This is a genomic window from Microvirga sp. M2 (assembly GCF_047497095.1).
Taxonomy (GTDB): domain Bacteria; phylum Pseudomonadota; class Alphaproteobacteria; order Rhizobiales; family Beijerinckiaceae; genus Microvirga.
Map to the genome: position 1 here is coordinate 882501 of NZ_CP134063.1, position 22899 is coordinate 905399.

Annotated in this window: 14 protein-coding genes, 1 tRNA gene and 1 rRNA gene; 10 read left to right on the forward strand and 6 right to left on the reverse strand. The window is 65.0% G+C overall.

Going from position 1 to position 22899, the window contains the following annotated elements; translation table 11 throughout:
• Positions 1 to 37: 37 nt before the first annotated feature.
• A tRNA-Ile gene (locus RE429_RS04180) sits at positions 38 to 114 on the reverse strand.
• Positions 115 to 258: 144 nt separating this feature from the next.
• Positions 259 to 1745: ribosomal RNA gene (locus RE429_RS04185) — 16S ribosomal RNA — on the reverse strand.
• A 1093-nt stretch (positions 1746 to 2838) separates the two neighbouring features.
• On the opposite strand from RE429_RS04185, the gene RE429_RS04190 reads away from it, so the two are divergent.
• A complete protein-coding gene (locus RE429_RS04190; protein WP_414473115.1) occupies positions 2839 to 5457 on the forward strand; it encodes a DNA translocase FtsK in 2619 nt (872 codons plus the stop codon).
• A gap of 190 nt (positions 5458 to 5647) precedes the next feature.
• On the opposite strand, the gene RE429_RS04195 is transcribed toward RE429_RS04190, so the two are convergent.
• Together RE429_RS04195 and RE429_RS04200 are read right to left on the reverse strand one after the other, a co-directional pair.
• Entirely contained in the window at positions 5648 to 9181 is a 3534-nt protein-coding gene (locus RE429_RS04195) for a CheR family methyltransferase (protein ID WP_414474115.1), read from the reverse strand.
• Between the two features lie 223 nt (positions 9182 to 9404).
• Positions 9405 to 10436, reverse strand: a complete 1032-nt coding sequence (locus tag RE429_RS04200; protein ID WP_414473116.1) for a chemotaxis protein CheB — start codon at positions 10434 to 10436, stop codon at positions 9405 to 9407.
• Between the two features lie 155 nt (positions 10437 to 10591).
• On the opposite strand from RE429_RS04200, the gene RE429_RS04205 reads away from it, so the two are divergent.
• Together RE429_RS04205 and RE429_RS04210 are read left to right on the forward strand one after the other, a co-directional pair.
• The gene (locus RE429_RS04205) at positions 10592 to 10834 is read left to right on the forward strand and encodes a hypothetical protein (protein WP_414473117.1); all 243 of its coding nucleotides are present in this window, start codon (positions 10592 to 10594) and stop codon (positions 10832 to 10834) included.
• 136 nt (positions 10835 to 10970) lie between these two features.
• Positions 10971 to 11708 (forward strand): Crp/Fnr family transcriptional regulator, encoded by a 738-nt coding sequence (locus RE429_RS04210; RefSeq protein WP_414473118.1) that lies wholly within the window; start codon positions 10971 to 10973, stop codon positions 11706 to 11708.
• Between the two features lie 175 nt (positions 11709 to 11883).
• On the opposite strand, the gene RE429_RS04215 is transcribed toward RE429_RS04210, so the two are convergent.
• On the reverse strand, positions 11884 to 12102 hold the full coding sequence (locus RE429_RS04215) for a hypothetical protein (protein ID WP_414473119.1): 219 nt from the start codon (positions 12100 to 12102) through the stop codon (positions 11884 to 11886).
• Between the two features lie 197 nt (positions 12103 to 12299).
• The gene (locus tag RE429_RS04220) at positions 12300 to 12656 is read right to left on the reverse strand and encodes a lysozyme inhibitor LprI family protein (protein ID WP_414473120.1); all 357 of its coding nucleotides are present in this window, start codon (positions 12654 to 12656) and stop codon (positions 12300 to 12302) included.
• A gap of 293 nt (positions 12657 to 12949) precedes the next feature.
• Here RE429_RS04220 and RE429_RS04225 point away from each other — a divergent pair, with 293 nt between their 5' ends.
• From RE429_RS04225 to RE429_RS04255, 7 genes are all read left to right on the forward strand, one after another.
• Positions 12950 to 14182: a 3-methyl-2-oxobutanoate dehydrogenase (2-methylpropanoyl-transferring) subunit alpha gene (locus tag RE429_RS04225; RefSeq protein WP_414474116.1), complete on the forward strand. Its 1233-nt coding sequence runs from the start codon at positions 12950 to 12952 to the stop codon at positions 14180 to 14182.
• A gap of 3 nt (positions 14183 to 14185) precedes the next feature.
• Complete coding sequence (locus RE429_RS04230; RefSeq protein ID WP_414473121.1) at positions 14186 to 15199, forward strand: alpha-ketoacid dehydrogenase subunit beta; 1014 nt, start codon at positions 14186 to 14188, stop codon at positions 15197 to 15199.
• On the forward strand, positions 15200 to 16513 hold the full coding sequence (locus RE429_RS04235) for a dihydrolipoamide acetyltransferase family protein (protein ID WP_414473122.1): 1314 nt from the start codon (positions 15200 to 15202) through the stop codon (positions 16511 to 16513).
• A gap of 5 nt (positions 16514 to 16518) precedes the next feature.
• The gene (gene lpdA / locus RE429_RS04240) at positions 16519 to 17916 is read left to right on the forward strand and encodes a dihydrolipoyl dehydrogenase (protein ID WP_414473123.1); all 1398 of its coding nucleotides are present in this window, start codon (positions 16519 to 16521) and stop codon (positions 17914 to 17916) included.
• A 120-nt stretch (positions 17917 to 18036) separates the two neighbouring features.
• Positions 18037 to 19461, forward strand: a complete 1425-nt coding sequence (locus tag RE429_RS04245; RefSeq protein WP_414473124.1) for an ABC transporter substrate-binding protein — start codon at positions 18037 to 18039, stop codon at positions 19459 to 19461.
• Positions 19458 to 21362: an ATP-binding protein gene (locus RE429_RS04250; RefSeq protein ID WP_414473125.1), complete on the forward strand. Its 1905-nt coding sequence runs from the start codon at positions 19458 to 19460 to the stop codon at positions 21360 to 21362. Before RE429_RS04245 ends, RE429_RS04250 begins: the two co-directional genes overlap by 4 nt.
• Positions 21359 to 22705 carry a sigma-54-dependent transcriptional regulator gene (locus RE429_RS04255; RefSeq protein ID WP_414473126.1) on the forward strand — a complete coding sequence of 449 codons (1347 nt, stop codon included), beginning with the start codon at positions 21359 to 21361 and terminating at the stop codon, positions 22703 to 22705. Before RE429_RS04250 ends, RE429_RS04255 begins: the two co-directional genes overlap by 4 nt.
• Positions 22706 to 22899 lie beyond the last annotated feature (194 nt).

Sequence of the window (22899 nt, forward strand, 5' to 3'; positions counted from 1 at the left end):
ACGGAGGTGGCCGCCGGCGTCTGAGGCCCCAGAATAATGGTGGGCCTGGGACGACTCGAACGTCCGACCTCACCCTTATCAGGGGTGCGCTCTAACCACCTGAGCTACAGGCCCGATCCGCCGCACGACACGGCAGGGTTTTCCGGAGAAGAAGAAGCGAAGACGGCAGCGTCCCGCAAGAAGGGTCTGACTTGACCCTGTTTGTTCCAAGAGATCCGAGAAGACCGGCAGATGCCGACCTTGAGGGATCATCCTTAGAAAGGAGGTGATCCAGCCGCAGGTTCCCCTACGGCTACCTTGTTACGACTTCACCCCAGTCGCTGACCCTACCGTGGTCGCCTGCCTCCTTGCGGTTGGCGCAGCGCCGTCGGGTAAGACCAACTCCCATGGTGTGACGGGCGGTGTGTACAAGGCCCGGGAACGTATTCACCGTGGCGTTCTGATCCACGATTACTAGCGATTCCGCCTTCATGCACTCGAGTTGCAGAGTGCAATCCGAACTGAGACGGCTTTTTGGGATTAGCTCCCCCTCGCGGGTTCGCTGCCCATTGTCACCGCCATTGTAGCACGTGTGTAGCCCAGCCCGTAAGGGCCATGAGGACTTGACGTCATCCCCACCTTCCTCGCGGCTTATCACCGGCAGTCCCCCTAGAGTGCCCAACTCAATGATGGCAACTAGGGGCGAGGGTTGCGCTCGTTGCGGGACTTAACCCAACATCTCACGACACGAGCTGACGACAGCCATGCAGCACCTGTGTTCCGGCCAGCCGAACTGAAGAGGAATGTCTCCACTCCCCATACCGGACATGTCAAAGGCTGGTAAGGTTCTGCGCGTTGCTTCGAATTAAACCACATGCTCCACCGCTTGTGCGGGCCCCCGTCAATTCCTTTGAGTTTTAATCTTGCGACCGTACTCCCCAGGCGGAATGCTTAAAGCGTTAGCTGCGCCACTGACGAGCAAGCTCGCCAACGGCTGGCATTCATCGTTTACGGCGTGGACTACCAGGGTATCTAATCCTGTTTGCTCCCCACGCTTTCGCGCCTCAGCGTCAGATCCGGACCAGTCAGCCGCCTTCGCCACTGGTGTTCTTGCGAATATCTACGAATTTCACCTCTACACTCGCAGTTCCACTAACCTCTTCCGGTCTCAAGCCTTGCAGTATCGAAGGCAATTCTGTGGTTGAGCCACAGGCTTTCACCCCCGACTGACAAAGCCGCCTACGCGCCCTTTACGCCCAGTGATTCCGAACAACGCTAGCCCCCTTCGTATTACCGCGGCTGCTGGCACGAAGTTAGCCGGGGCTTCTTCTGCGGGTACCGTCATTATCGTCCCCGCCGAAAGAGCTTTACAACCCTAAGGCCGTCATCACTCACGCGGCATGGCTGGATCAGGCTTGCGCCCATTGTCCAATATTCCCCACTGCTGCCTCCCGTAGGAGTTTGGGCCGTGTCTCAGTCCCAATGTGGCTGATCATCCTCTCAGACCAGCTACTGATCGTCGCCTTGGTGGGCCATTACCCCACCAACCAGCTAATCAGACGCGGGCCGATCCTTCAGCGATAAATCTTTCTGCTCTCGCACGTATCCGGTATTAGCCCAAGTTTCCCTGGGTTATTCCGAACTGAAGGGCACGTTCCCACGCGTTACTCACCCGTCTGCCACTGACCCCGAAGGGCCCGTTCGACTTGCATGTGTTAAGCCTGCCGCCAGCGTTCGTTCTGAGCCAGGATCAAACTCTCAAGTTGAACTTCAGAATTCGATCTCGACTGTTCGTCTTAAAACGCAAAATTGACAGAGCACCTCTCACTCCGGCCAAAACCGGAGCGGTGTACTCACCAAAAGCGCAAGACCTGGTCGATGTCTTGTTCAAAGCAGCCCCAAAGGGCCGCCGCAAGGACACCGCCGCCTGCGCTTCTTCTTCCTTCTTCACTTGTCAAAGAGCAAAACCCCGGTCCGAAGACCAGTCCCGGTCCGAAGACCGGAGCGAAACGCCCCGAAGGACCCTCGCCGACGCGGCAGTCCCGAAGGCCGCCGCCGATGAAGAGCTGTCTAATCGATCGTCCCGCCGCCGTCAACCGGCATCTGCAAAGAAAGTCGAAAGATCTTCGCAGTGTTCGTCCGGCACGTCATCGAACAGGCCAAGCAAAACCGCGCCCGGACAACGCAGGTCGCCCAGGCCGAACCGTCGAACGCCCCGAAGGACCTCGACCGATACTCAGGATTTGCCTCCAGAGGAGCCAGCCGTCCCGCGGAACACGCCGCAAAACCACAAGGCTCATGGATCAGGCCGAACACGACATCTCGGGCGAGCCTCTCCAACCTGCGACGGCCGGAGGCGGTTCGCCTGACAACATGACCTCGCTCCCGGGCAAGGGCTCGGGAACTGACGGTCAGCATATTCGAAAAAAGCCGCCCGCCACCTGTCGGGGCGGCGCGGGGAGGCGACACATAGTCGAATTCCCCCGCTTTGCAAGTGGAAACCATCAGGCACCGCAAGGCCTCCCGTGTCCAGAGCACGCGCTCGAGATGCCGAACTGACCGACAGGGCAGGGGGGCCTCAAGGGTCGCCGATGCGGCACTCCTCCAGAAGGCATGGAGTGATGGCCACCTGCGGTCCGAGGGCAGGGCGGGCGATTGCTCTCGCGTTGGACCGGGAACGAGCATGATCGCGCCGCTTACTAACGGTGTCTTTACCCGTGTTGGCCAAAGTCCGGCTTAACCGCACCGTCGGTGTGCCGATTTCCAGTTCCAGCAGATTTGTCATCTCTCATGCGTAAGCCATTTAAGCCCAACGACTTCGTTGCAACGACAGCCCGTCCAGAAGGCAGAATCCCCGAGATGCGAACGGAGATTCACGAGCGGGCCGATTCGACGCAGACGGGACATGATCGAACCGTGTGGGAGGCCCCCTGGTCGTCCACCGGGGAGACCGAGCCCGGCTGGTGGAAGGCCTTCGCCCTCGACAAGGATGTGAGAGCGACGCGCACCCCCGACCGTTACATCAAAAAGCAGCCCGAGACCAATGTCGTGGCTCTTCCGGCCAGCGAGGCCATGAACGCCGTTCGCCTCGCGCGGGCCGCGGACCGGTCGTGCGAAGAGGCGATCCGGACGCGGCTGGAGCGGTTGCGGGCGGCCATGGAAACCAAGTCGACAATTTTTTCTCCATCCCCATCCAAAGCCGAACCTTCCATCGTTGCCGGACAGGCCGCCGCGATGCCCGAGAGGGAAAAGGCGGATGCGCCGGCGTCGAGCCCTGAAACGGCCGAAGTGCCGACTCATGAGGCGACATCCGAGGCTTCCGACGTGGAGATCGTGGCCGAGAACCCGGACCTCGGCTCGGCCCCTCTCGATGCCATGACCGAAGAGCTGTCGGCAGACCGTCTGGAAGCCGAGGCGCCGACTCCTGATCACGCGATCGGGCTCGAGCTGCGACTGCCGGTGCCCGTCGACACTTCGCGACCGGGCTTTTCCGCCTTCGCGTTCCAGTCCGGCCTCTATCGGACCACAATCTCGTTCAAGCTCGGATCCGTCGCGGACCTGTCGGTGGAGGATGCCGTTGCCGAAGACAGCTTCGCCGACGAGGACGAGGAGGCGTCCGCCCGGTTCGAGGAACTCCCGGAGCAGGATCTCCCGGAGCAGGATATCTCAGAGGAAAATATCTCGGAGGACGTGTCCGAATGGAGCGAGCTTGAGGAGACGCCTGTGCCCGAGGCGGCGGAGCCCGCAGCCGAGCCGTCCGTGGACGCGTTCGATCCGGGCTATCTGGCCCTTTACGGGGACGAGGTCGCACCGGCCGCAACGCCGCGGCCGGTTTTGGAAGAGACCATGGAGACAGGGGCGGATGCTGGCCACGGCGCTGCCGAGGTCGCAGCCCCGCCTGCCTCCGCCCCCGTCGCCCGAGTCATCGAGTTTCCCGCACCGGAGCGCGTGAGGAGTGCAGGCTACGAGCTTCCCGATGTCACGCTGCTGGCCGAGCCGCCCGAGACGGAAGGCGACGTTCTCACCGAGGACATCCTCGAGCAGAGGGCGGGCCGGGTCGAGAAGGTCATCCGCGACTTCGGCGTAAAGGGCGAGGTCATCCATGTTCGACCGGGGCCCGTCGTCACGCTCTACGAGCTCGAGCCCGCCCCAGGGGTCAAGTCGTCGCGCGTGATCGCGCTCTCCGAGGATATTGCCCGCTCGATGAGCGCGGTGTCGGCCCGCGTGGCCGTGATCCCCGGCCGCAATGCCATTGGCGTCGAGCTGCCGAACGAGGCTCGCGAGACCGTTTACCTGCGCGAGATCCTGGAATCGGAGGCGTTCACAGGCTCGACGCAAAAAATGCCCCTGTGCCTCGGCAAGACGATCGGGGGCGAGCCGGTGATCGCCGATCTCGCCCGCATGCCGCACCTGCTGGTCGCCGGCACGACCGGCTCGGGCAAGTCGGTGGCGATCAACACCATGATCCTGTCGCTGCTCTACCGCTTCACCCCGGAGCAGTGCCGCCTGATCATGGTCGATCCGAAGATGCTCGAATTGTCCGTCTATGACGGCATCCCGCACCTGCTCACGCCGGTCGTGACCGACCCGAAGAAGGCGATCATCGCCTTGCGCTGGGCCGTGCGCGAGATGGAGGACCGCTACAAGAAGATGGCGCGACTGGGCGTGCGCAACATCGACGGCTTCAACGCCCGCGTGAACGAGGCGCGCGAGAAGGGAGAGGTCATCACGAGAACCGTTCAGACGGGCTTCGACAAGGACACCGGCGAGCTGATGTACACGGAAGAGGTCATGGACCTGACGTCTCTTCCCTACATCGTGGTGATCGTGGACGAGATGGCCGACCTGATGATGGTGGCCGGCAAGGAGATCGAAGGCGCGATCCAGCGCCTCGCCCAGATGGCGCGCGCCGCCGGCATCCACGTGATCCTGGCGACGCAACGTCCCTCGGTCGACGTGATCACCGGCACGATCAAGGCCAACTTCCCGACCCGCATCTCGTTCCAGGTCACGTCCAAGATCGACAGCCGCACGATCCTGGGCGAAATGGGCGCCGAACAGCTGCTCGGCCAGGGCGACATGCTCTACATGGCCGGCGGCGGACGCATCACCCGCGTCCACGGCCCCTTCTGCTCCGACGAGGAGGTGGAAAAGGTCGTCAACCACCTCAAGCGCCAGGGCGAGCCGGTCTACCTCGATGCCGTGACGGCCGATGATGAGGAGACCGAGGACCTCGATGCGCCGGAGCTTCCTGCCGAGGATGACGATGTGGGCTTGGGAGCATCGGACATCTACGAGCAGGCTGTCGGGATTGTGCTCCGGCACAAGAAGGCGTCGACGAGCTACATCCAGCGCCGGCTGCAGATCGGGTACAACCGCGCCGCCTCGCTCATGGAGCGCATGGAGCAGGAAGGCATCGTCGGGCCCGCCAATCACGCCGGAAAACGCGAAATCCTGCGTGGAATGGGTGAGGACTAGCGCATCGTGCGGACCCGACGGGGGGCGCGCGAGCGAAAAGTGCCCCCGGTTTTCACGAACGTGGCCCTTCGGGTCCGCTCTGAACGATGCGCTCTTTAAGAAGTGGAGCATCGGATCGATCCCAAAAGTGGATTCCACTTTTGGGATCGATGTTCTAGCCGCGAAATACCAAAGCGGCCGGCAGGAGCTGTCAGCCTTGAAGGCTCCGGTCTTGCGCGTGAAGTTCCTCTCCTCCCGCGAACTCATCCGCGCCCGCCACGAGGCGCAGCACGGCAGTCTGCTCGTTGAGCGGCAATTCGATGATGCAGCGGACGCCATCCGCCGTGAAGTCCAGCTCCGTGTGCGCCGCGAGCTCGTAGGGAAGCGTGCGCTCGATCAGCTCCGAACCGAAACCTCGCCGCCGAGGAGTGACGTTGGCCGGGGAAACACCGTTTTCCCGCCACTCCAGCCTGAGCTTCTTCTGCTCGTCGTTCCCATCGTTCCCATCGATCCGCCAGATCACCTCGATATGGCCGCCCTTCTCGGAGAGAGCCCCATATTTGACGGCGTTGGTCGCCAGCTCATGCACGGCCAGCCCCAACGTCTCCGCGGTCTCCGCCGTGAGGCGTACGGGGGGGCCGTCGACGCGAGCCGTTTTCTCGTCCTGGACCGTATGCGCCAGCAACTCGTCCCGCACGAGTTCCTCGAGATTGACGCCGTTATCGGCGGATCTCGTCGCCATGGTCTGGGTGCGGGCGAAGGAGTCGATGCGCCCTTCGAGATGCATGGCATAGTCCTCGATCGTTTCGCTCGTCGCGGCGGTCCTCCTGGCAATGGAGCGGACGACAGACAGCGTGTTGCGCACACGATGCTGCAGCTCCGCCAGGAGACGCTTGGTCCGCTTTTCGCTTTCGCGCAGCGCTTCCTCGGCGCGGACGCGTTCCGTCAGGTCGATCGCCACGGTGACGCCGCCCACGATAGTCCCGTTCGCATCGCGGCGGGCGTTGACGCTGTTTCGCACCCAGACAATGGAGCCGTCGGGCCGCTGGTGCCGCTTCTCGAGCACGAAGGGTTCGCCGCCCGAGAGCGTCTGTTCCACCAGCGACTTGTTGCGTGGCCAGTCCTCGGGATAGGTCAGCTCCTCGATCGAATGGCCGATGATCTGTTCGCGGGCCTTTCCGACGATCGCGCAATATCGGTCGTTGACGTAGATCAGGCGTCCATCCCGATCCGCCATCGCGATGCCGACCTCGACCTGCTCCGCCATGGCGCGGAACCGCTCCTCGCTCTCGCGGAGAGCCTGTTGCGCGCGGGTGAGGGGGGTCACGTCCGTGAACGTCACCACTGCGCCGCCGATATAGTTGTCGATGCTGCGGTAGGGGAGGACCCGGATCATGTAGCGGGTCCCGGTCGCCGGGTCGCCGATATCGCGCTCCACGCTGCCGAGCGTCCGCATCACGCGGCGGACGTCCTCCTGCAGGTCGTCATAGGCGATGCGGGATTTGATGTGGGCTATGGGGCGCCCGATATCGGTTTCGACCAGATGGAAAATCTCGGCCACGGCGGGCGTGAAGTTCATCACCCGCTGCTCGTTGTCGAGGAAGACCGTCGCGATCTGGGTGCTTTCGAGGAGGTTCTTCAGATCGCTGTTGGAGCGCGCGAGTTCCTGAACGCGATGTGCCAGCTCGCCATTGACCGTGGTCAGCTCCTCGTTGACCGATTGCAGCTCTTCCTTGGATGTTTCGAGCTCCTCGTTGGCCGACTGGAGCTCCTCGTTCAGAGACTGGTATTCCTCGTTCGAGGATTTCAGCTCTTCGTTAGTGCTCTCCAGCTCCTCGATGGTCGCCTGAAGCCGCTCGCGGGTGACCCGCAGTTCCTCTTCGAGCCGCTGGACACGCTCGTCGTGCCGGAGGGTGCCCGGTGCGCCGCGCCCCTCCTCCTCCTCCGGACGAGCCGGACTGTCCTTGAAGATCACCACGTATCCGGGTCGCGAATTGGGTTGATCCCGGATGGGTTCGACGACGACGTCAGCGAGCAGCCGGCCGCCATTGATGCCGATTGTGAGCCCCGTGACCTGGACGGTCTGTTGCTTTTCGGCCGCCTCGGTCAGAGCCGTGCGCAGGTTGAGGCGCAGATCGCTATGGACGAGGTTCAACAGATTGAGTGTCGCCGCGCCGCCGGCGGGCTCGATGTAGCGGCCCATCCTGCCGGAGAAGTGCAGGACGTCGAAATTGTCGTCGGTCACCACATAAGCAGGAGCATAGCGTTCGGCGATACTCTCGGCCTTGCGGGTCAGGCTGCCTTCGATCGTGCGCGGGCGCAACGGCGCGGAGTGCTCCGCCGGTCGCCGGTCCACGGCGGTGAAGGGAAAGTCCGGCAAAATCCTGGCCGTCGTCTCGATGCGCTGGAAGATGCGAAAGCCCCGATCCACGGGAGCGAACAGCCGCGTGTGACGCGAGATGTTCTCCGAATTCCCGAGGAACAGGAATCCGCCTGGGCGGAGGGCGAAGTGGAAGAGGGGGATCACCCGGTCCTGAAGGTCGGCGTTGAGATAGATCAGCAGGTTGCGGCATGAGATCATGTCGAGCCGCGAGAACGGCGCATCCTTGAGGACGCTGTGCTGCGAGAAGATGCACATTTCCCGCAGCTCTTTGACCACGCAGTAGGTATTGCCTTCCTTGATGAACCAGCGCGCCAGGCGCTCGGGCGTCATGTCCTTCGCGATGGCCTCCGTATAACGCCCGACCCGGGCGGCCGTGAGGGCGCGGCCATCGATATCGGTCGCGAAAATCTGGACATGCGGCACCGCGTCGAGTTTGGCCATGTGCTCGCGCAGGAGAATGCCGATGGAATAGGCCTCCTCGCCCGTGGAACAGCCGAGAACCCAGATCCGAATATTGTCGCTGCGGGTCTTGCCCTCGAACAGCTTGGGGACGATCTGGCTTTCCAAAAGCTCGAACTCCCGGGGATCCCGGAAGAACTGGGTCACGCCGATCAGGAGATCGTTGAAGAGATTCTGGGCCTCGTCTCCCTGCGCCCGCAGCACTTCGATATAAGCATCGATGGTTTCGGCCTGGACGACCTGCATGCGGCGCTGGACGCGCCTGAGGAACGTATTGGGCTTGTAGCCGTGGAAGTCGTGTCCGGTCTTGTTGCGGATAATCGTCGCGATGCTTGCGAGCGCGTCTGAAATCGCGGTGCCTTCGGTCGCGATTTGAGCCGCCTCACTGTAGCGGGCGAGGTGCTTTGCATAGAGCATCACGCGCTGCGCCAGCGGCTCGGGCGGCAGAACGAAGTCGACGATGGCGCTGGGATTGTGGTTGACCGCGATGCCTTCCTGCGGGATGTCGTCGCTTTCCTCGGCCAGGGTCAGGCCGCCGGCCTCCTTGATGGCCGTGATGCCCAGCGTTCCGTCTCCATCGGTCCCGGACAGGATGACGCCGGCAATCTGCCGCTCCTGTCCGCCATTCTCCGAATCCTGCGCGACCGACACGAAAAAGCTGTCGATGGTCCCGCGCTCGCCTGGAGGCTCCTGGGCGGTCCGGCTGGCGAAATGCCCGTTCTCGAGGGTCAGGATCCTGTTGGCCTCCGGCCAGTAGATCCGGCCGGGTTCCACGGGAGTGCCATTGGTGGCCAGGACCAGTTGGCGCCCGTGCTCCGCCAGGTTCTGCCTGAACCGCTCCTCGTCCAAGGCCTCCCGGTGCTGAAAGACGAGGACGACCGTGATGCCGCTGTCCAGCTTCATCTCAGCCAGAAAACGCTCGACCGGCTGGCCGTTCGCCCCCGAAGCCCCGACCGCAACGATCAGTTTCGCGGAGATGTCTCTGTTCTGAGGGCTGCCCTCAGGGATTTTGGGAGGAGACGCGCTCTTCTTCTTGTTGGGGGCCAATGTCGAAAATCCCTGCTCGGGAGAGGATTTGCCATATTAGGAGGAAACGCGCCATCTCTCAAAGCCGCTGCCGGTCGACCTATCCGATCGGAATGTCGGCGCCCTCGTCGACCAGCGATCCGGACGGCTCCATGGATTGCAGAACCGCTCGCCGGAGGGTGTCGGCATATCGGCGGTATTCGGCGGCGCGCTCTCCGTACATCTCGGCCACGGCCTTGCGGCCGCTCCGCCGCCCGTCCTCGGCCATGCGGGAGACCAGCTCGGCCCGTTCCTCGATGATGCGCAGGGCGACCCGCAGCGCCTCGTCGACCGCATTCTCCTGCTGCTTGGCCAGAATGTCGGCCGTGAACGCATGACCGACCTGACACCGGAAACGGAGGGGCTTGGCTTCCCGGACCTTGGAGAGAGAGCCACCGCAGCTGGGGCAGGTGAGCGCAGCCGGATCGGAGAATTGACCGAGGACCTCGGAATCGACTCTTTCCCCTGCGGCGATCGCCACCTCGAGGCGGATGTCGGGCGGAGCCGGAAAATTGGGGCCGGCCGCTTCGCGGGCGAGATCGGACAAGACATCGCCCATCGTCACGCTCGGGACCAGGAGGTCGACCGTCACGGCTTCAAGCGCGCTCCGGGGCATCTCGTCGGCAATGGCGTCGGCCGGATCCTGGACGATGGCGACGCCGCCGCAGCGCTTGACGGCCTCCAGGCCGGAGGCTCCGTCATTGAGAAGGCCGCTCAGGATCACTCCGATGACCCGGGAGCCATAGGCCACCGCCGCCGACCGGAAGAGGGGATCGATGGCCGGCCTTGCCATGTTCTCCCGCGGACCGCGGCCGAGCCTCATGTGGCCCTTGGTCAGAATGAGGTGATGATCGGGGGCCGCGAGGTAGACGTTTCCCTGCTCGATGAGCATCCCGTCCGTCGCCTGACGGACCGGCAGGGAGCCTGCGGCGGAGGCGACGGTCGACAGGATGCCGATGCTGCGGGCGGGAATATGCATGACGATGAAGACGGCGGCCGGCAGGTCTGCCGGGAGCGCGCCGAGAATGGCCTTGAGGGGGGCCGTCGCCCCCGAGGAGCCTCCAATGACGATGATGTCCCGATTGCCGCTCATGGGTGGCCCTCGCTGCAAACTGTCGCGGAGGCAACATCGGGCTGCTGCCTCAGTTCCGCCGAAAGTCCCGGACGGCAGCCATTCGGGCTGACTTGGAACCCGGGCCGCCCGAAAACGTCCTTCCTTCAGGGCCCGGAGCCCTGCATGAGCAGGTCATGGCTGATCCCGTCGCCGAAAGAGAGCACCTTGCCAGGGCCGAGCGGGATATCGCCGAGGGCGAGAGGCGCGTCACGCGCCAGACGCTCCTGGTCGAGGAACTGCGCCGGGACGGCCGTGATACCGGCGAGGCGGAGCGACATCTCCTGATCCTACAAGAGACCCTCGCATCATGGTATAGTCACAGAGACCTGATCCTGCAGGAGCTGGCGCGGCATGAGCCGTTCCATCCCCACCGCTAGGGCATCGGGTGAGCGGACCCGGCGGCACTGATGCTATAGTGACGGGGTGGTGGATGCGATATCCGAGAGAACGACCGGAGCCGCCGTGAGCGATGCCTGTCGCTCAGCGACGCTTGAGGGGGGCTGGAGGCGCTCGATGAATCTCGCACCGAACATGCAGGTGACGCAACATCCGCTCCTCCGGAAGCTGGAAGCGATCGGAAGGCTGTCGGACGAGGAGAAACAGGCAATCCTCGATCTGCCCCAGGTGACGAAGGTGTTCGAGGCCGATACCGACATCGTTCAGGACGGCGACCGTCCCTCCGATTGCTGCCTCGTCCTCGATGGCTTCGTCTGCCGCTACAAGATCCTTCCCGATGGCAAACGGCAGATCATGGGATTCTACATTCCGGGCGACTTCCCGGACCTCCAGAGCCTCCATCTCAGGGTGATGGACCACAGCGTCGGCACTCTTGTGACGAGCCACGTGGTTCTGATCTCCCACCAGAATTTGCAGCATCTGCTGAGGCGCTACCCCAATCTCGCCGATCTTTTCTGGCGCGACACCCTGGTCGATGCGGCCATTTTCCGCGAGTGGATGATCTCCATCGGACGCCGAACCGCATTTCAGCGCATGGCCCATCTCCTGTGCGAGCTTCAGATGCGCTTGAGCGTCGTCGATCTGACCAGGGACAAGGGGTACCACCTGCCGGTGACGCAGAACGAACTGGCCGATGCCCTGGGCCTGTCGACCGTGCACGTGAACCGTGTGCTGCAGGATCTCAGGGCCGAGGGGCTGATCGTCCTGCGGGGAGGCGCCTTGGCCATTCCGGATTGGGAGGCGCTCCAGAATGCCGGTGAGTTCGATCCCGCCTATCTCCACCAGACGAGGTGACATGGATGGGCTCTTTGGAGCATCGGGCGCGGGAAGTGGGCACCGGTTTTGCGCGACAAGATGCTCGAGACCGGGGACCGACTGCATCGGATGGGGGCCGATGTCACACCCGATGCTGTAGACCTTCCGCAAGGGCATGGAGCGGGCCTGGGGGTGGACTTCCTGAAACGCGCGGTCAGTCCAGCTCTCCTGTCCAGGCTTCGATGGCTTCCTTGAGACCGTCCGGCAGATCGATCGGGGCTTCCGCCCTCGAGACCATGGTCGATGACGCGAGCTCGGACAGGAGCGTGCGATATCTCTCCACCTTCGGCTCCTGCGAGGCGTCGAAACTTTCCGCAGCGGCGTCGTCGGGCGAGCCGCAGAACAGACAGAGAAGTGCGAAAATGGCGCGCATGTTGCCTCCATTGGGCCGGAGAGTAGGGCCCGGCACCGTGGCATTTTCGCGGCTGGAGGGGCGTGCGCCACGGCACGCCTGAAGACGGGATCCGTTATAACGGCCGTTCCCGGCCCGCCGGGTCCGCAAGAGGCGCTAGCGCATCGTGCGGAAAAGTGGAATCCACTTTTGGGTCCGATGCTCTAGGGTGACAGGGCTCAGAAGGGGCCTCTCCTGGCAAGGGCCTCGAAGCCGCCTCTCAGCTGTCGGAGCCGGTCCTCATAGGCGTTGCCCAGGCAGGCGCGGTCGTCCCTGCAGGCCGCACGGCGCTTGAGCCAGGCGACCTGTTCGTCCTCCAGATCTCCGCGAGCCCCCATGCCGAGAAGGGGCTTGAGCTGCGAATAGAGAACCGACATCTCGACATCGTCGTCGTTCAGCCGGCGGTCCGCGCAGATGGCCTTCTCGTCGAGCGTTTCGGCCTTCGCGCAGTCGAAGCTTGCCGCCCGTGCCGGCGCCCCGGCCGTCATGACGATCGGGAGGGCGAGGACGGCAAAGGGGAGGGCGTTCCTGAACATCGGCGTCTCCTCGAACATCGGACGGGTTTCTTCTGCAGAGAACGGTCCCGGCCGCCTCGGGCTCCATGTGGGAGCGCTCAAGTCCGGGTCATGGTTAACGGGACGTCGATGCTCCCCCTATAGAACAGCGCATCGTTCGAGCGGACCCGAAGGGCCGCACGATGCGCGAGCGGTCATGGAGGCGAAAGGATCGACGCTATTCGCCACGCTCATCTGTCCGCCGCGCAGGAGCGGCCTATATCGACGGGAAGGACCTGCCGCAGGGCAGGAACGATCAGGGGCTGCGCAACGTCATGGTCGAAACCGAACCACTGAGCCTTCACGTGCCCGAACCGGCGGTCCGTCCGGGCGGAACTCCAGACTTCTCGAATGTGAAGATCCCCAAGGCCGGAGCGGTTCCGCGTCCTGAAATAGAGGTGGATCCTGAAACCATCCGCGATCTCGCCTTCTCGATCATTCGCGTTCTCAATCGAAACGGCGAGGCGGTCGGCCCCTGGGCGGGACTGCTCGGCGACGACGACCTCGTCGAGGGCATGCGACACATGATGACGCTGCGCACCTTCGACGCGCGCATGCTGATCGCCCAGCGCCAGGGCAAGACGTCGTTCTACATGCAGCATCTGGGCGAGGAGGCCATCAGCTGCGCCTTCCGCAAGGCGCTTTCGCCGGGCGACATGAACTTCCCGACCTACCGGCAGGCGGGATTGCTGATCGCCGACGGCTATTCCATGGTCGACATGATGTGCCAGGTCTATTCGAATGCGCGCGATCCCCTGAAGGGCCGCCAGCTGCCCGTCATGTACGCGTCCAAGGAACACGGCTTCTTCACGATATCGGGCAATCTCGCGACGCAATACGTGCAGGCCGTCGGATGGGCGATGGCCTCGGCGATCAGCAACGACACCAAGATCGCGGCGGCCTGGATCGGAGACGGTTCGACGGCGGAATCGGATTTTCACGCCGCTCTCGTTTTCGCCTCGACCTATAAGGCGCCGGTGGTTCTCAACATCGTCAACAACCAATGGGCGATCTCGACCTTTCAGGGCATCGCCCGCGGCGGCGCCGGAACTTTCGCGGCGCGCGGCCTCGGCTTCGGCATCCCCTCTCTTAGGGTCGACGGCAACGACTATCTGGCCGTTTACGCGGTGGCGAAATGGGCCATCGAGCGCGCCCGGCGCAATCTCGGCCCGACCCTTGTCGAGTATGTGACCTACCGGGCCGGCGCGCATTCGACGTCGGACGATCCCTCGGCCTACCGTCCGAAAACGGAATCCGACGCCTGGCCCCTCGGCGATCCGGTCATCCGCCTGAAAAACCACCTGATCCTGCGCGGTGTCTGGTCGGAGGAGCGGCACAAGCAGGCGGAGGCCGAGATCCTCGATACGGTGATCGCCGCCCAGAAGGAGGCGGAGAGCTACGGCACGCTTCATGCGGGCGGGAAACCCTCCGCCCGGGACATGTTCGACGGCGTCTATGCCGAGATGCCGCCGCATCTGCGCCGTCAGCGTCAGCAGGCGGGAGTGTGAGCCATGGCGCGGATGACGATGATCGAGGCGATCCGCGACGCGATGGACGTGATGATGGCGCGCGACGAGAAGGTCGTGGTCTTCGGGGAGGATGTGGGCTATTTCGGCGGTGTCTTCCGCTGCACGGCGGGCCTTCAGCAGAAATACGGAAAGAGCCGCTGCTTCGATGCGCCGATCAGCGAATCCGGCATCGTCGGAACCGCCATCGGCATGGCGGCCTACGGCCTGAGGCCCTGCATCGAGATCCAGTTCGCCGATTACATGTATCCGGCCTACGATCAGATCGTGTCCGAGGCGGCGCGGCTGCGCTATCGCTCGAACGGCGAGTTCACGTGCCCCCTCGTCATCCGCATGCCGACCGGCGGCGGCATCTTCGGCGGTCAGACCCACAGCCAGAGTCCCGAGGCGCTGTTCACGCACGTGGCGGGTCTCAAGACGGTCGTCCCGTCGAATCCGCATGACGCCAAGGGTCTGCTGATCGCCGCCATCGAAGATCCGGACCCGGTGATCTTCCTGGAGCCGAAGCGCCTCTATAACGGTCCCTTCGACGGCCATTACGAGCGTCCCGTCACGCCCTGGTCGAAGCACGAGCTCAGCGAAGTGCCGGGCGGTCATTTCACCCTGCCGCTCGGCAAGGCCTCGATCGTCCGCACGGGGGCGGCGGTGACCATGCTGGCCTATGGGACGATGGTCTACGTCGCTCAGGCTGCGGCGGCCGAAACCGGCATCGATGCGGAGATCATCGATCTGCGGACGCTGATCCCTCTCGATCTGGAAACGATTGCTGCTTCCGTCAGGAAGACCGGCCGTTGCGTGATCGTCCATGAGGCGACTCTCACCTCCGGCTTCGGGGCCGAGCTCGCCGCGCTCGTTCAGGAGGCCTGCTTCTTCCATCTGGAAGCGCCGATCTCCCGGGTGACCGGATGGGACACGCCCTATCCGCACGCGCAGGAGTGGGATTACTTCCCGGGCCCCGTCCGCGTCGGGCGCGCCCTGGTCGAGGCGATGGAGGCCTGAATGGGCGAGCACCTGATCAAGATGCCCGATGTCGGCGAAGGCATCGCCGAGGCCGAGCTCGTCGAATGGCACGTGAATGTCGGCGACATCGTTCGCGAGGACGACGTGCTCGCGGCCGTCATGACGGACAAGGCGACGGTCGAGATTCCATCGCCCGTCGAAGGCGAGGTCGTCTGGCTCGGCGCCGGAATCGGAGACGTGGTGGCCATCGGTTCCCCCCTGATCCGTCTGAAGGTGGGAAACGACGATGCCGTGCCGACCGGCGGCGGCGACGCGGAGACGGCGCCGGCGGCGCCACCTGTCCGGTCCGCAGCCCAGGACGCGGGCGAGCCCACGAAAGCCGTGATCGAGAAGAACGGGCAGGTCCCGGCCGGATCCGTCGCGCAGATGCAAGGCGCCGTCGCCGGGAGAACGCGGCGGCCGCTGGTGCCGCGCGGCGAGGGCGCAAAGCCGATCGCCTCGCCGGCCGTCCGGCTGCGGGCCGGCGAGGCCGGAATCGATCTGCGGCAGGTACCGGGCACCGGTCCCGCCGGCCGGATCACTCACGAGGATCTGGATGCGTTCCTCACCCATGGCCCGGAGGTCGCGAGAGCCCCGGGGCTTATTCCGGACACGTCGGTCCAGCACATCAAGGTGGTCGGCCTGCGCCGGAAGATCGCGGAGAAGATGGCGATCGCGAAATCGCGCATTCCGCACATCACCTATGTGGAGGAAGTCGACGTGACGGCGCTCGAGGATCTCCGCTCGGCTCTCAACGCGAACAAGCGGGCTGACCGGCCCAAGCTCACTCTCTTGCCTTTCCTGATGCGCGCCATGGTCAAAGCCATTGCCGAACAGCCGCATCTGAACGCGACCTATGACGATGAGGCCGGCATGGTTCATCAGCATGGCGGCGTTCACATCGGCATCGCGATGCAGACCGGGGCGGGTCTCATGGTACCGGTCGTCCGCCACGCGGAGGCGCGCGATCTCTGGGGCTGCGCCCTGGAGCTGAACCGCCTCGCCGAGGCCGCGAAGGCGGGACTTGCCACCCGCGAGGAACTGAGCGGCTCAACCATCACCATCACGTCCCTCGGCTCCATGGGCGGCATCGTCACGACGCCGGTGATCAATTACCCGGAGGTCGCCATCGTGGGCGTGAACAAGATCGCGGTCCGCCCCGTCTGGGACGGGTCGACCTTCATTCCCCGCAAGATGATGAACCTGTCGTCGGCGTTCGATCACCGCATCATCGACGGATGGGATGCGGCTGTCTTCGTGCAGCGCATCAAGACGCTGCTCGAGACGCCCGCGATGATCTTCGTGGAGGCCTGACGCCGATGAAGGACATCTCCTGCAAGCTCCTCGTCATCGGGGCCGGTCCGGGCGGCTATGTCTGCGCCATCAGGGCCGGACAACTCGGCCTCGACACGGTGATCGTCGATGCGAACAAACCCGGTGGAACCTGCCTCAACGTGGGCTGCATTCCGTCGAAGGCGCTCATCCACGCGGCGGAGGAATACGACAGGATCGCGCATCTCGCCTCCGGGCGAAATGCCCTGGGCATCACGGCCGCGAAGCCTGCGATCGATCTGACCCAGACCGTCGCCTGGAAGGACACCGTCGTCGGCCGCCTCACCAACGGCGTCTCCGGCCTGCTCAAGCGGGCCAAGGTCAAGATGGTCCACGGACAGGCGCGCTTTCGCGACGGCAAGACGGTCGAGGTGGATACCGAAACCGGCCGCCAGATCATCCGCGCCGAGACAATCGTGATCGCGACGGGATCGGCACCCGTGGAACTTCCGGGACTTCCCTTCGGCGGGACCGTCATCTCGTCCACGGAGGCGCTCTCCCTGACCGAGGTTCCGGACCGGCTCGTCGTCGTCGGAGGCGGGTATATCGGGCTTGAACTGGGAACCGCCTTCTCCAAACTCGGCGCGAAGGTCACCATCGTCGAGGCGCAGGCCCGCATCCTGCCGCAATACGACGGCGAGCTCACGCGGCCCGTGAGCAAGCGGCTGCAGGCGCTCGGCATCGAGGTGATGACAGGCGCGAAAGCGAAGGGGCTGACGAAAGCGGGCGGCACGCTGCTGGTCGAAACGGCGAGCGGTTCCGAGGCGTCGCTCGCCGCCGACCGGATTCTCGTGACGGTCGGCCGCAGACCGGTGACGCGAGGCTGGGGCATGGAGGAGTTGGTCCTCGACATGGACGGTCCCTTCATCCGGATCGATGAAAAGTGCCAGACCTCGATGCGCGGCATCTATGCCATCGGCGACGTGACAGGAGAGCCGATGCTGGCTCACCGCGCGAGCGCGCAGGGCGAGATGGTGGCCGAGATCGTCGCCGGGCACCGGCGCGTCTGGGACAAGCGGGCCATTCCGGCCGTCTGCTTCACCGATCCCGAAATCGTCGCGGTCGGCATGTCCCCGGACGATACCCAGACGTCCGGAGCCGACATCCGGGTCGGGATTTTCCCATTCTCGGCGAACGGGCGGGCCATGACGACATTCGCCGAAGATGGTTTCGTGCGGGTGGTCGCACGGGCCGACAACCATCTGGTGCTCGGCATCCAGGCGGTCGGTCAGGGCATCGCCGAACTGTCCGCGGCCTTCGGTCTTGCGATCGAGATGGGCGCGCGCCTGGAGGATGTCGCGGGCACGATCCATGCTCACCCCACCAGGAGCGAGGCGTTCCAGGAGGCTGCCTTCAAGGCGCTCGGACATCCGCTTCACGTGTAGCAACGGCCGCGGGGGCTGTTCCATCGCTTGCGTCGCGTGTCGATGCAACGATGGGCCAATTGATCCTCCGGCGAGGCTGAGGCCTATGATGCGGCCCGATCCCCACAGCTGCGGCCCTTCATGCTTCGCCTTCTCTCCATTGCACTTGCCGCGTGTCTTGCCGCGTGTCTTGCCGCATGTCTTGCCGCATGTCTTGCCGCATGTCTTGCCGTTTCGGCCCATGCAGCGACAGCCGCCGCGGGCGAGACGGTTCATGCGGTGCGCATTCTCACGTCGTTCCCGCCGCAGTTCTTCGAGCCGTTCCGGAGGGCCTTCACGGAGCGCCACCAGGCGATTTCCCTCGAATTCGTGCAGCGCAAGACGACGACGGCGCTGGCTGATCTCATGGGTGGAAGGGACAGGGCCGACATCTTCTGGGCCTCGGCTCCGGATGCTTTCGAGATCCTGAAACGGTCCGGCAGGTTGGCGTCCTTGAAGCCGCGCCCCACGGAGGCGCCGGAGCGCATCGCCGGATATCCCGTGAACGATCCGGACCTGACCTATCTCGGTTTCGCGCTGTCGGGCTACGGGTTCGCCTATAATCCCGCCTATCTCGCTGCCAGGGGGCTGCCGGTGCCCAGGGGCTGGAGCGATCTGGCGGCGCCGATCTATGCCGGGCATATCGGCATCAGCTCCCCGTCCCGGTCGGGCACGATGCATCTCATGGTGGAGGCCATTCTCCAGGCTTACGGCTGGGACCGCGGATGGGGGATCTGGTCCGAGATCGGGGGCAATCTCGCGACGGTGACGGCCCGCAGCTTCGGCGTTTCGGCAGGGGTCGCCCGTGGGCGCTTCGGGCTCGGGCCCTCCATCGACTTCCTGGCGAACCCGGAGGGCTTTCCCACGGGCTCGACCCGGTTCGCTCTGCCCGAAGAGACGCTTTTCGTGCCCGCCAGCATCGCGGTCCTGGTCGATGCCGCCAATCGCGAGGGAGCCGAGCGCTTCGTCGATTTCGTGCTCTCGCCGGAGGGGCAGAGCCTCCTGATGGACCCCGCCATCGCGCGACTGCCGATCTCTCCCTCCGTCTATCCGCCCGGCGGGACGCCGGACGCCAATCCCTTTCTGCGCGAGGGCCTCTTCGCACGAGGCCTGTTCGATGCCGGCCTTTCGGCGGCCCGCTATGAGCTCGTCAACATCATCTTCGACGAGATGGTCACGTTCCGCAGGTCCGAGCTCGGACGCCTGTGGCGATCGGTGCGGGCGCTGGAAGCAGCCTTGTCCGAGAGCACCGATGCGGAGCTCGCGAGGCTCGTGAGCGAGGCGCGGCAGGCTCTGACGCAGCCGCCTCTGAGCGGCGCCGAAGCCATGGAGCCGGAGCGCTGGAGGAGTCTGGTCCGTATCCCGCGGGGGCTTCCCACGCCGGAGCCCCAGGCGCGTCTCGAAGCCGACATCAAGGCGAAAATCGAGGAGGGCATGCAGCGGGCCACCCGGGCACTGGCCGTCGCGGCCGCGAAGCTGGAGGATGCCGAGCGGGGCCGGCGTGGAGCGGGGGCCGGAGAGCCATGATGCGGCGCACACGGCTTGGAATCGGCGGGCGCCTCATCATGGCGTTTCTCGGGGTCGGCGGGCTCGCGGTCGGCGCATGCATCGTCGGGTGGCTGTCCTATGCCCGCCTCAGCGAGGAGCTCAATTCCGTTGCGACGGCTCATCTCCCGGCTCTCGCGTTTTCGGCGCGCCTGGCGGAGTCGGGCGCGAACGTGATCGCCAGCACGCCCGATCTGGCGGTCGCCGAGCGTCGCGAGACCTATGGCCGCATCCGTGAGACGCTGGTCGAGCGCCTGGCCGCGCTCCGGTCGGTTCTCAACGAGCGGAGCGACCGGCATTCCCTGTCGCCGGAGCTTCTCGTCGTCGCCGATGCGATCGAAACGAACCTCAAGGCGATCGACCGGGTCGCCGAAAGACGCTTTCCCCTGCATGAGCGCTCGCGGAAGATCGGCGAGGAGCTGCGCTGGCTGCAGGCCGATCTGATCGAGGAAATCGAGCCGCTCATCGACGACGCCAGGTTCAACATGGAAACGGCCATCGGCCGCACCGCCCCCGGAGAAGCGGCCGAGGCCGGGCGCAGGACGCTTCTGGAAGAGAGCCGCAAGAGCGAGGCCCTGCTGACGGTCAGCGCGCAGGCCAATCTCGTCGTCGGCCTGCTGGGGCGGCTCGGGACCGTGCCGACGATCGAGGATCTTCAGGAAACGAGCAACTTTCTCGGCGAGATCACGGACCAGCTCGACATCGAGATCAAGGCGTTGGCGAACTGGACCGACACGATCACCGTCAGTCAGATCGCCGCGCGTCTTCTCACCGTGTCCGATCCGGCCTCGGGGCTCGCATCCGTGAAGCGGGCCGAACTCCAGGCCGTGGCCGAGGCGCAGGCGCTTCTCGCCGAGAACCGGCGCATCGTCACGCAGCTCGGCGCGCTGATCTCGCAGGAAGTCAGCCGGACGGAGGCGATCGCACGCCGGGCGGCGGAGCGCTCCGCCCAGGCCATCGTGATCGGGCGAAATCTCCTTCTGGCGATCGCTGCGGCCTCGCTCGCCGCCACGATCGCCGTCGGCTGGTTCTACGTCCGCAGGAACCTCGTCGTGCGCCTTCAGGCCCTGACGCTGGCGGCGACGACGATCGCAAGCGGCCCCACGACGCCGGCCCTGCCTCCGCCGACCGACGACGAACTCGGCGATCTCGCGAAGGCGCTCGCCGTTTTCCGGCAGACGCGGGACGATCTCGTCCAGGCCGCGAAGCTCGCGGCGCTCGGCCAGATGGCGGCGGGCATCAGCCATGAGCTCAATCAGCCTCTCGCGGCGATCCGCTCGCATGCGCATAACGGGGCCGTCCTGCTCGAGCGGGGCCGCGCGGAAGAGGCGAGGGCGAGCCTGGATCGCATTCAGGGGTTGACGGCCCGCATGGCGGAGCTGATCAGGCATCTGAAACGGTTCGCCCGCCGTCCGGCGGCGACGCTCGACGCGGTCGATCTGCGCGCTGTCGTCGATGGAGCCTTGAGCCTGTTCGAGCAGCGTCTCGACGAGGAGAATGTCGCCGTGCGGATGCACTTTCCGGATTCCTCCCTGACGGTCCTGGCGGAGGAGGTTCGTCTGGAGCAGGTCGTCGTCAACCTGATCTCGAACGCGCTCGACGAGCTCGCCGCGCAGGCCGAACGGCGCATCGAGATCCGGGCGCAGGCACGGGGACGGCGCGTCCGCCTGGAGGTTGCCGACAACGGGTCCGGCATCGAAGAGCAGCACCGCAAGGCCGTCTTCGACCCGTTCTTCACCACGAAGCCCGCGGGCCTGGGGCTCGGACTCGGCCTGTCGATGTCCTACAACATCGTGAAGGATTTCGGAGGAGACTTGATTTTGGCGACCACGGGCAAAGAGGGAACGACCTTCGTGATCGATCTGGCGGCGAGTGCGTCATGAGCGCCGTCATGAAGGTCGTTCTGGTCGACGACGATTCGGAAGTGCGCGACGCCTACCGGCAGACGCTGGAGCTCGACGGCTTCGACGTCACGGCCGTCGGCTCCGCCAAGGCCGGCCTCGGGATCCTGTCGCCCGATCTTCCGGCCGTCGTCGTGAGCGATGTCCGCATGCCCGGGCTCGACGGTTTCGGGCTTCTCGAGGCCGTTCGCGCGGTCGATCCGGACATCCCGGTCGTTCTGGTGACCGGGCACGGCGACGTGCCGATGGCCATCAAGGCGGTTCGGGCGGGCGCCTGGGATTTCATCGAGAAGCCGGCGGATCCCTTGCGGCTCGTCGAGACTGTCAGGCGGGCCTTCGCGCACCGCAGCCTGATCCTGGAAAACCGGGCTCTCAAGGCGGGAGCCGCCGATCGGGACCCGCTTGCCGGACGGCTCGTCGGCCATTCCGCCGCGATCGAGCGCCTGCGGCGCACCCTTCGCACGCTCGCGGGGGCCGAGGCCGATGTTCTCCTCCTCGGCGAGACCGGCACCGGCAAGGAAGTGGCCGCCCGCGCGCTCCACGATTTCGGGCTCCGGCAGAAAGGGCGATTCGTGGCGGTCAATTGCGGCGCGATGCCGGAGACCATGATCGAGAGCGAGCTTTTCGGCCATGAGCCCGGCGCCTTCACGGGAGCCCGCGAGAGGCGCATCGGCAAGATCGAGCATGCGAGCGGCGGAACGCTCTTTCTCGACGAGATCGAATCCATGCCCATGGCGGCGCAGATCCGGCTGCTGCGCGTGCTTCAGGAGAGAACCATCGAGCGGCTCGGATCGAACAAGGAGATTCCCGTCGATATCCGGGTCATCGCCGCGACCAAGGCCGACCTGACGGAGCTTGCGGGCAAGGGCGCGTTCCGCGAGGATCTGGTCTACCGGCTGAACGTCGTCACGGTTCGCCTTCCGCCCCTTCGCGAGCGGCGGGACGACGTGGCGGCGCTGTTTACCCACTTTCTCAATCTCGCGGCCGCCCGCCAGGCGAGGGCCGCACCGGCGCTGGAGCCGTCCTTCCTGGAAAAGCTCCAGCAGCAGGAATGGCCCGGAAACGTGCGCGAACTGCGCAACGCCGCCGAGCGCTATCTTCTCGGCCTCGACGAGGACGAGCCGCAGACGGCGCCGAACCTCCATGGCGCGCTGACGCTCGAACAGCAGATGGAAGTCGCCGAGCGCCGGGTCATCGAGGAAACCCTCGGCCGTTTCGGCGGCCGCATCGGCGCCACCGCGGAGGCGCTCGGGATCACCCGCAAGACCCTCTACCTGAAAATGAAGAAGCACGATCTCGGCCGGACCGGAGCGATCGAAGCGTGATGTTACCCGAATGACCCATCGGGCCGGGAGACGTTACCGTCTTTTCCCGCGATGGCGATCCGGCGGAGGAGCGCGCCTGAAAACGGCGTTCAGAAACAGGGGGCGGAGCGATACGGCCCAGTTTGGCATGAATGTTGCAAGAGGCTCGTCGGCCGCCCTCGTGGCGGACCCAAGCCCATAGACATCATGTTGGA

Coding starts and splice junctions, on each gene's coding strand:
- RE429_RS04210 (WP_414473118.1), top strand. CDS start 10,971: ATGAATCTCGCACCGAACATGCAGGTGACGCAACATCCGCTCCTCCGG.
- RE429_RS04250 (WP_414473125.1), top strand. CDS start 19,458: ATGATGCGGCGCACACGGCTTGGAATCGGCGGGCGCCTCATCATGGCG.
- lpdA (WP_414473123.1), top strand. CDS start 16,519: ATGAAGGACATCTCCTGCAAGCTCCTCGTCATCGGGGCCGGTCCGGGC.
- RE429_RS04205 (WP_414473117.1), top strand. CDS start 10,592: ATGGCTGATCCCGTCGCCGAAAGAGAGCACCTTGCCAGGGCCGAGCGG.
- RE429_RS04215 (WP_414473119.1), bottom strand. CDS start 12,102: ATGCGCGCCATTTTCGCACTTCTCTGTCTGTTCTGCGGCTCGCCCGAC.
- RE429_RS04190 (WP_414473115.1), top strand. CDS start 2,839: ATGCGAACGGAGATTCACGAGCGGGCCGATTCGACGCAGACGGGACAT.
- RE429_RS04235 (WP_414473122.1), top strand. CDS start 15,200: ATGGGCGAGCACCTGATCAAGATGCCCGATGTCGGCGAAGGCATCGCC.
- RE429_RS04195 (WP_414474115.1), bottom strand. CDS start 9,181: ATGAAGCTGGACAGCGGCATCACGGTCGTCCTCGTCTTTCAGCACCGG.
- RE429_RS04225 (WP_414474116.1), top strand. CDS start 12,950: ATGGTCGAAACCGAACCACTGAGCCTTCACGTGCCCGAACCGGCGGTC.
- RE429_RS04255 (WP_414473126.1), top strand. CDS start 21,359: ATGAGCGCCGTCATGAAGGTCGTTCTGGTCGACGACGATTCGGAAGTG.
- RE429_RS04230 (WP_414473121.1), top strand. CDS start 14,186: ATGGCGCGGATGACGATGATCGAGGCGATCCGCGACGCGATGGACGTG.
- RE429_RS04220 (WP_414473120.1), bottom strand. CDS start 12,656: ATGTTCAGGAACGCCCTCCCCTTTGCCGTCCTCGCCCTCCCGATCGTC.
- RE429_RS04200 (WP_414473116.1), bottom strand. CDS start 10,436: ATGAGCGGCAATCGGGACATCATCGTCATTGGAGGCTCCTCGGGGGCG.
- RE429_RS04245 (WP_414473124.1), top strand. CDS start 18,037: ATGCTTCGCCTTCTCTCCATTGCACTTGCCGCGTGTCTTGCCGCGTGT.